Genomic DNA, 5,419 nt, shown 5'->3' on the forward strand with positions numbered 1-5,419 from the left:
CGCACCAAGCGCACCACCAGTTCAATGCGCTCTTGGAGCACCTTGGGTGCATCGGCAAACAGCAGGTGCGCTTCGTCAAAGAAAAACACGATCTTGGGTTTGTCGAGGTCGCCCACCTCGGGCAGTTGCTCAAACAATTCGCTCAGCATCCACAGCAAAAACGTGGCGTAGAGCCGGGGCGAGTTCATCAGCTTGTCGGCCGCCAGAATGTTGATGACGCCACGCCCATCGGCATCGGTTTGCATGAAATCTTCGATGTTGAGCATCGGCTCGCCAAAGAACTTGTCGCCGCCCTGGGACTCGATTTGCATCAAGCCGCGCTGAATGGCGCCAATGCTGGCGGCGCTGATGTTGCCGTATTCGGTGGTGAATTCAGAGGCGTTGTCGCCCACCAGCTGGCACATGGCGCGCAGGTCTTTCATGTCGAGCAGCAGCAAACCGTCGTCATCGGCAATTTTGAAAACCAGTTGCAGCACGCCGGCCTGGGTCTCGTTGAGGTTGAGCATGCGCGCCAGCAACAGCGGCCCCAGATCGCTCACCGTGGCGCGCACCGGGTGACCCTGTTCTCCGAACACGTCCCACAGCGTGGTGGGAAATGCTACAAATTCTGGAGCTGTTAGCGCACGTTCTGAAAGGACTGTAGACATTTTTGACGTCAAAGAGCCGGCCTGCGAGATGCCCGTGAGGTCGCCTTTGATGTCGGCCATGAACACTGGTACGCCGATGCGCGAAAAACCTTCGGCCATGGTTTGCAGGGTGATGGTTTTGCCGGTGCCCGTCGCCCCCGTGATGAGGCCGTGGCGGTTGGCCTTGTCAGGACGCAGAAAGCATTGCGTTTTGTCGTGTTGTGCAATCAGGATCGGTTCAGACATGAGGTTCTCAAAAAGTACAATTCAGGCAATAGCGTAACGAACATTTGAAGGATTCCCCGTGGCAGGACACAGTAAATGGGCCAATATTCAGCACCGTAAAGGTCGCCAAGACGAAAAACGGGGCAAGATCTGGACGCGCATCATCCGTGAAATCACGGTGGCTGCCCGTGCCGGTGGTGGCGATCTGGCCACCAATCCACGTTTGCGCCTGGCCGTAGAGCGGGCCAAGGCCGCCAACATGCCCGCTGACCGGGTCAAGTACAACATCGACAAAGCCACCGGCAACCAGGAAGGCGTGCACTACGAAGAAATTCGTTACGAAGGCTACGGCATCGGCGGCGCCGCCATTCTGGTCGACACCATGACCGACAACAAAGTGCGTACCGTGGCTGAAGTGCGTCATGCCTTCTCCAAATACGGCGGCAACATGGGCACCGAAGGCTCGGTGGTGTTCCAGTTCAAGCATTGCGGCCAGTTGATTTTTGCGCCCGGCACGAATGAAGACAAGGTCATGGAAGTGGCGCTGGAAGCGGGCGCCGAGGATGTGATCACGGACGACGATGGTGCTATCGAGGTGCTGACGGCTTATGCCGATTTTGAGCCCGTCAAAAATGCGCTGGAAGCCGCCGGATTAAAGCCGGAAATGGCCGAAGTCACCATGCGGGCCGAAAACCCGATTGAGCTCACCGGTGACGATGCCGCACGCATGCAAAAGCTGCTCGACGTGCTCGAAGAACTTGACGACACGCAAAATATTTACCACAACGCCTTGATTGACAGCGACGCACTATGAGAATTCTTGTGATTGGCGGCGGTGGCCGTGAACATGCATTGGCCTGGAAACTGGCGCAGTCGCCCAAGGTCCGCAAATTGTTTGTGGCGCCTGGCAACGGTGGCACGGAGCAGGATGCCCGGTTTGAAAATATCAACATCACCGATGTCAACGAACTGCGCGCCTGGGCGCTTGAGCAAAAGATCGTGCTCACGGTGGTCGGGCCTGAAGGCCCATTGGCAGCCGGTGTAGTGGATGAGTTTCGCAAACACGGCTTGCGCGTGTTTGGCCCCACTCAGGCAGCCGCCCAGTTGGAGAGCTCCAAGGCGTTTTCCAAGGCCTTCATGAAGCGCCATGGCATCCCCACAGCCGACTACGAAACCTTCACTGACGCCACAGCGGCGCATGCCTACATCGACCAAAAAGGCGCACCGATTGTGGTCAAGGCCGATGGCTTGGCGGCAGGTAAAGGCGTGGTGGTCGCCATGACACTGGCAGAGGCGCACGCGGCGGTTGATTTCATGCTGCTCGACAACACGCTGGGCGTTGCGCACAACGAAGGCGGTGCGCGGGTCGTGATTGAAGAATTTTTGACTGGCGAAGAGGCCAGCTTCATCGTGATGTGTGACGGCAAGAATGTGCTGGCACTGGCCGCCAGCCAGGATCACAAGCGTTTGCTGGATGGCGATATGGGTCCGAACACCGGCGGCATGGGCGCTTATTCGCCCGCACCGGTGGTCACGCCCGATGTCCACGCCCGCGCCATGCGCGAGATTATTTTGCCCACCATTCGGGGCATGGAAAAAGACGGCATCGCCTACACCGGTTTCTTGTATGCTGGGTTGATGATCAGCGCAGATGGCCAGACTAAGACCCTCGAATTCAATTGCCGCATGGGCGACCCCGAGACCCAGCCGATCATGATGCGCCTCAAGACCGATCTGGTCGATGTGATGCTGGCCGCTACCGAGCCGGGCCCACACGGCAAGCTCGACGGTATTGAGTTGCAGTGGGATCGCCGCACCGCCTTGGGTGTGGTGCTGGCCGCGCACGGCTACCCGATGACCCCTCGCAAGGGCGATGTCATCAGTGGTTTGCCCAAGGAGCAGGATGATGCTGTTGTGTTTCATGCGGGCACCGCTTTGAAAGATGGCGAACTCGTGACCTCGGGCGGGCGTGTTTTGTGCGTCACGGTGTTGGCTGACAACGTCAAGCAAGCGCAGCAGCGAGCCCACGAAATCATTCTGGGCATTCGTTTTGAGGGCATGCAATACCGCACTGATATCGGCCATCTCGCCACAAAAAACTAAAGCTTTATGACGCAGCCTGTATTAACAACCTCACGCACCGACGAGGTGCGCAGCTTCTTGCAGGGCCTGCAGTCGCGCATTACTTCGGCCATTGCCAAGATCGATGGTGGTGCGTTTTTGACCGATACCTGGGAAAAAGCTCCTGGCGAAATGCTGCAAGGCAACGGCATTACCCAGATACTGGAAGGAGGCGACATTTTTGAGCGCGCTGGCTGTGGTTTCTCGCATGTGCGGGGACCCAAATTGCCGCCTTCTGCCACCCAACATCGTCCCGAGTTGGCGGGCGCGCCGTTTGAGGCGATGGGTGTGTCGCTGGTGTTTCATCCGCGCAACCCCTATGTGCCCACGGTTCACATGAACGTGCGCATGTTGGCGGCCAAGGGGAGTGATGGTCAGGAAGTTTGTTGGTTTGGTGGTGGTATGGACTTGACGCCCTACTATGGTTTTGAAGAAGATGCCGTGCACTTTCACACGTCATGCAAGACCGCTCTGACACCCTACGGCGACGATAAATACCCGCGCTTTAAAACCTGGTGCGACGAGTATTTTTATTTAAAGCATCGCTCAGAGCAACGCGGCGTGGGCGGAATCTTTTTTGATGACTTTTCTGAATTAGGCTTTGATGCCAGTCGGGCCATGATGCAGTCGGTGGGCGACTCATTTTTAGCTGCCTATCTGCCGATAGTTGAGAAACGTAAGGACACGCCTTATGGTGAGCGGGAACGGGCGTTTCAGTTGTACCGGCGCGGTCGGTATGTTGAATTCAACCTGGTTTGGGACCGCGGCACCCATTTTGGATTGCAATCTGGTGGACGTACCGAATCGATTTTGTTGTCGATGCCCCCATTGGTGAGTTGGTCTTATCAAAACGTGCCCGAAGCCGGGTCGCCTGAGGCCGATTTGTATGCCAAATTTCTGGTCCGCAAGGAATGGGTTTAACGCCAGTGCCGCCCGTTTTGCGGCGAATCGGTGTTTTTGGGGGTGCGTTTGACCCCCCTCATTTGGCTCATATGGCACTGGTGCAAACAGCGCTTGCCGATTTGCAACTCGATCAACTCCGCGTGGTTCCCACTGGTCAGGCCTGGCACAAAACCCGTGTACTGAGCCCAGCCCATCATCGCTTGGCGATGGCTGAGTTGGCTTTTTCTAAAGTGCCCTGCGTTGTGGTGGATCCTATCGAGACCCAACGCGTTGGCCCGAGTTACACCGTGGACACTTTGCGTGCGTTCAAAGCACTTTTTCCAGATGCTGAGTTTTTCTTGATCGTGGGTGAAGATCAGGCCCGCGCGTTGACAACTTGGCGCGAATGGCAGGCCGTTTTGCAACTAGCTATAATTTGTGTAGCTGAGCGCGATAATTTGATGGGGGCCAAGCCCTTGTTTATGGCTCCCAAGTCGTATGAATCTCGTTTCAGGCGGCTGCAAATGCCAGCCATGCCTGTTAGCGCAACCGAAATTCGGGCCCGAATTGCAACGCACCAAAGCGTTTCATCGCTGGTTTTTGAGCCAGTTGCGCGTTATATTGACGACCACCACCTTTACCAGACTACTTGATGACTACTTCCACTGTTGCAAAAAAAGACATTCATAAACTTCAGCGTGCCATCGTCGATGGTCTGGAAGACGTCAAAGCCCAAGATATTCAGGTGTTTGATACCGAGCACCTCACCGCCTTGTTTGAGCGCGTGATCATTGCTTCAGGTACCTCCAATCGCCAAACCAAAGCACTTGCTGGCAGCGTGCGTGACGCAGTTCGTGATGCCGGCTTTGCCAAGCCACGCGTAGAAGGTGAAACCAATGGTGAATGGATTATTGTGGATTGCGGTCAAGCCGTGGTGCACATCATGCAGCCCAATTTCCGCCAGTACTACAACCTGGAAGAACTTTGGGGTGAGAAGCCTGTGCGCCTGAAGCTGGGTGCGGCCAAGCCTGCGGTGGCCGAGTCTGAAGCTGAAGTGGCTGCCAAAGCGCCGAAAAAGGTGGTTGAAGTCGAAGGCAGTCTGCGACGCTCCAATGCGGCCAAAAAAGGCGTGGCCTTGGCATTCCCCTCTAAAGCACAGGTCAAAAAGGACTTGGCTTCCAAGTCTGGCGCTGCTAAATCGCCAGCCAGAAAAGTGGCTGCCAAAAAAGCACCTGCCAAAGCACCGGTTGAAATGCTTGAAGTGCAACAAGCACCGGCAAAAGCTGCCCCTAAAGCGGTTGTGCGCAAGCCCGCTGCGAAAGTAGCCGCCAAGAAAGTGGCGATCAAAAAAGTCACGATCAACGATCCTGAAAAGATGTTGGCTAAAAAATCAGCGACCCAAGCGGCTACCAAGGTTGCCGCCAAGAAAGCCCCTGCCAAAAAAGCGGCCGTTCGCAAGGCCTGAGAAGGGGCGTTGTGAGGTTGGTGATTGTTGCTGTCGGACAGCGCGTACCCGACTGGGCTCAAACCGCTTGGGACGATTACGCCAAGCGGTTTCCCTTTGA

General features: G+C 56.2%; 6 protein-coding genes and 1 pseudogene. 6 read left to right on the forward strand and 1 reads right to left on the reverse strand.

Annotated features, from left to right (window positions below):
• Positions 1-872: helicase HerA-like domain-containing protein (locus WCG50_RS16980; protein WP_336900780.1), on the reverse strand; the 872-nt coding region annotated here is incomplete at its 3' end.
• Positions 873-930: 58 nt separating this feature from the next.
• Here WCG50_RS16980 and WCG50_RS16985 point away from each other — a divergent pair.
• The 6 genes and pseudogenes from WCG50_RS16985 to WCG50_RS17010 all read left to right on the forward strand — a co-directional run.
• A complete protein-coding gene (locus WCG50_RS16985) occupies positions 931-1,665 on the forward strand; it encodes a YebC/PmpR family DNA-binding transcriptional regulator (RefSeq protein ID WP_336900781.1) in 735 nt (244 codons plus the stop codon).
• Positions 1,662-2,954 carry a phosphoribosylamine--glycine ligase gene (gene purD, locus WCG50_RS16990; protein WP_336900782.1) on the forward strand — a complete coding sequence of 431 codons (1,293 nt, stop codon included), beginning with the start codon at positions 1,662-1,664 and terminating at the stop codon, positions 2,952-2,954. The genes WCG50_RS16985 and purD overlap by 4 nt, the downstream gene beginning before the upstream one ends.
• Before the next feature lie 6 nt (positions 2,955-2,960).
• Positions 2,961-3,893: an oxygen-dependent coproporphyrinogen oxidase gene (gene hemF / locus WCG50_RS16995; protein WP_336900783.1), complete on the forward strand. Its 933-nt coding sequence runs from the start codon at positions 2,961-2,963 to the stop codon at positions 3,891-3,893.
• A complete protein-coding gene (gene nadD / locus WCG50_RS17000; RefSeq protein ID WP_336900784.1) occupies positions 3,884-4,507 on the forward strand; it encodes a nicotinate (nicotinamide) nucleotide adenylyltransferase in 624 nt (207 codons plus the stop codon). Before hemF ends, nadD begins: the two co-directional genes overlap by 10 nt.
• Positions 4,507-5,319, forward strand: a complete 813-nt coding sequence (rsfS, locus tag WCG50_RS17005) for a ribosome silencing factor (protein WP_336900785.1) — start codon at positions 4,507-4,509, stop codon at positions 5,317-5,319. Before nadD ends, rsfS begins: the two co-directional genes overlap by 1 nt.
• A gap of 11 nt (positions 5,320-5,330) precedes the next feature.
• Positions 5,331-5,419 (forward strand): annotated as a pseudogene (locus tag WCG50_RS17010) (23S rRNA (pseudouridine(1915)-N(3))-methyltransferase RlmH); the annotation flags it as partial.

Source organism: Rhodoferax sp. (assembly GCF_037143375.1).
Classification (GTDB): domain Bacteria; phylum Pseudomonadota; class Gammaproteobacteria; order Burkholderiales; family Burkholderiaceae_C; genus Rhodoferax.